This window comes from Inquilinus sp. NPDC058860 (assembly GCF_042743185.1).
Taxonomy (GTDB): domain Bacteria; phylum Pseudomonadota; class Alphaproteobacteria; order DSM-16000; family Inquilinaceae; genus Inquilinus.
The window spans coordinates 1-2,882 of record NZ_JBHYMS010000128.1 but is presented as its reverse complement, the minus strand read 5'-3'; the positions used below and the strand labels follow the sequence as shown (position 1 = coordinate 2,882).

Below are 2,882 nucleotides of genomic sequence, written 5' to 3'. Positions count from 1 at the left end.
GCCGACGTGGCCTTCGTGATCGGGGCGAACGACGTGACCAACCCGGCGGCGAAGACGGACCCGGCGAGCCCGATCTACGGCATGCCGATCCTGGATGTGGAGAACGCCAAGACGGTCCTGTTCGTCAAACGCTCGATGGCCTCGGGCTATGCCGGGGTCGAGAACGCGCTGTTCTTCCGCGACAACACCCTCATGCTCTTCGGCGACGCCAAGAAGATGTGCGAGGACGTTGCCAAGAGCTTGGCGTAGCAGACCGGACGTAGGTTGGGTTCGCGCTAGCGAACCCAACAGTGTCGGCCCGTTGGGTTCGCGTGCCGCGAACCGCAACCTACGCGGCACGTCGCAGTGCCCAGCCCTTGCCGCCCGCCGCCGTCGGGCCAGACTCCTTGCACAGCAGCCGAGGAGACAGGCCATGACCGAAGCCGATCCGGGCGTCGAGGCCCATTACTTCGAGGATGGCGGCGACGTGCCGAACAACCCGGCCCTGCCGCTCCTGGTCTATCGCCAGGTCAGCGGGCTCGGCCTCGGCGACATGGCGACGGCGATCGAGGCACGCTTCGGCCAGAACGGCTGGGGCAAGGGCTGGCGCAACGGCATCTACCCGTTCCACCATTTCCACAGCAACGCGCATGAGGTGCTGGGGATTGCCGGCGGCCGCGCCAAGGTGCGGTTCGGCGGCGCCGGCGGCGTCTCGCTCGAGCTGCTGGCCGGTGACGTGGTCGTCGTTCCGGCCGGGGTCGGCCACAAGCGCGAGGAGGGCAGCGGCGATCTGCTGGTCATCGGCGCCTATCCGCCGGGCGAGGACCCGGATCTCGTCAAGGAAGGCGACGGCGACGGCCGGGTCCTGCGCGACAGCATCCGCGCCGTGCCGGTGCCGGAGACCGACCCCGTGCTGGGCGCCGGCGGGCCGCTGGTCAAGATCTGGCGCGAGGCCGAGGGCGGATAGCCGGTCAACGGCAAGCCGTCGCAGCCATGTCCGTTGCCGAACGATCGCCGCAACGCTATAGAGCCGGTGTCGGAAAAGGCAGGCTTGGTTTGGTCAGCCCAGGCCCTTTCGGAAACGGAAGCTCTGGTCTCTCGCCCCGTGCATGAGATCCCCGCGACGAACAGCGGACGCTGCGTCCCTGTGTTCGTCCGCGCGGTTCTCAGACCCGCCGCTCCGGTCGAACGCCGACAGAGGAGTGGTTCATGCACGACCCGGCTCTCCATGACGTCGTGATCGCCGGCGCCGGCCCGGTCGGCCTGTTTCTGGCCTGTGAGCTGCGGCTCGCCGGCCTTTCGGTCCTGGTGCTGGAGCAGGCCGTGGACCCGCGCTCGCCCTTGAAGCGGCTTCCGTTCGGGATGCGCGGCCTTTCGGCGCCGACCCTCGAAGCCCTGTACCGTCGCGGCTTGCTGGACGACGTCGCCGCGGCGCAGCGCGCGACGGAGGCATCGGGCGGCGGCACCGTGGCCGCCGCGCATTGGATGCAGCAGCCGCGCCGCCCCGGCGGCCATTTCGCCGGCATCCCGTTCTACCAGGACGATATCGACAGCTCGCAATGGCCGTATCGTCTGCCCAGCCCGGCCGGCACCAGCATGGCAGTCGACATGGAAACCCTCGAAACCGTTCTGGCCGCCCGCGCCGCTGCGCTGGGTGTCGAGATCAGGCGCGGCCTCGGCGTCGAGGGCTTCGATCAGGCCGACGAGGTGACCATCCGCGCCGGCGGCGAGACCGTCCGCGGGCGCTGGCTCGTCGGCTGCGACGGCGGCCGCAGCACGGTCCGCAAGGCCGGCGGCTTCGATTTCGCGGGCACCGATCCGGAGTTCACCGGCTATTCCGTCGATGTCGAGATGGCCGATCCGGACAAGCTCCGCCCCGGCCGCCACTACACCCCGACGGGCATGTACACCTATGCGCGGCCCGGGACGATCGCGATGGTCGAGTTCGACGGCGGCGCGTTCCACCGGGCCCGGCCGGTCACGCTCGAGCACGTGCAGGCGGTGCTGCGCCGCGTCTCCGGCACGGACGTGGCCGTGACGGCGCTCCGGCTCGCCACGACCTGGACGGATCGCGCCTGCCAGGCGACCGCCTACCGCAACGGGCGGGTGCTGCTCGCCGGCGACGCCGCGCACATCCACTCCCCCTTGGGCGGCCAAGGCCTCAACCTCGGGCTCGGCGACGCGATGAACCTCGGCTGGAAGCTCGCCGCGACCATCCGCGGCGGCGCGGCGCCCGATCTGCTCGACAGCTACTGCGGCGAACGCCATCCGGTCGGGGCGCAGGTCCTCGACTGGTCGCGCGCCCAGGTCGCGCTCATGCGGCCGACCCGAAGCTCGCGGGCGCTCGAAGCCATCATCCGCGATCTGATCGACACGCGCGACGGCGCGACCTACTTCGCCCGCCGCGTCTGGGGCGTTTCCCTGCGCTACGATCTCGGCGGCGACCATCCGCTCGTGGGCCGCAGCGTTCCCGATTTCGAGCTGGCCGACGGGACCAAGGCCGGCGGTCTCCTCAGGACGGGCAGGGGTCTGCTCCTGGACTTCGACTCCCGCGCCTCGCTTCAGGCGCTTGCAGGCCGTTGGCGCGGGCGGATCACTTACGTCGCCGGCGACGCCAGGGACCGGCTGGGCCTGAGCGCCGTGCTGGTGCGCCCCGATGGTTTCGTCGCCTGGGCCGGCGGGGTCGCTCCCGACGATGATGAAGCGTCCAAGGCCGCGTCGCGTTGGTTCGGCGAACCCCAGGAGGCGCATGAAGCCGCCTGACCCCTCCGGCTAACGCAATGTCTATTGCCTTAACGCGCACACCTCGTTCATGATATGTTCCATGGACAAGGGCACGGACTCCGATCTCGACATCCAGGCCTACTGCCGCAGCCTCGCGCTGCAGCAGGTCCGGATGCTCA

3 protein-coding genes are annotated in these 2,882 nt (G+C 70.2%); all 3 read left to right on the top strand.

Annotated elements, in window-relative coordinates; all coding sequences use genetic code 11:
- A partial coding sequence (locus ACFW16_RS35950; protein ID WP_380313902.1) for an NAD(P)(+) transhydrogenase (Re/Si-specific) subunit beta occupies positions 1 to 249 on the top strand: 249 nt, incomplete at its 5' end.
- Between the two features lie 163 nt (positions 250 to 412).
- Positions 413 to 946: a cupin domain-containing protein gene (locus ACFW16_RS35945; RefSeq protein WP_380313901.1), complete on the top strand. Its 534-nt coding sequence runs from the start codon at positions 413 to 415 to the stop codon at positions 944 to 946.
- A 242-nt stretch (positions 947 to 1,188) separates the two neighbouring features.
- A complete protein-coding gene (locus ACFW16_RS35940; RefSeq protein ID WP_380313900.1) occupies positions 1,189 to 2,742 on the top strand; it encodes an FAD-dependent monooxygenase in 1,554 nt (517 codons plus the stop codon).
- The last annotated feature ends 140 nt before the right edge of the window (positions 2,743 to 2,882 follow it).

Bases quoted from the DNA above. Each gene is read 5' to 3' on its own strand.
- ACFW16_RS35945 (WP_380313901.1), top strand. From the start codon at position 413: ATGACCGAAGCCGATCCGGGCGTCGAGGCCCATTACTTCGAGGATGGC.
- ACFW16_RS35940 (WP_380313900.1), top strand. From the start codon at position 1,189: ATGCACGACCCGGCTCTCCATGACGTCGTGATCGCCGGCGCCGGCCCG.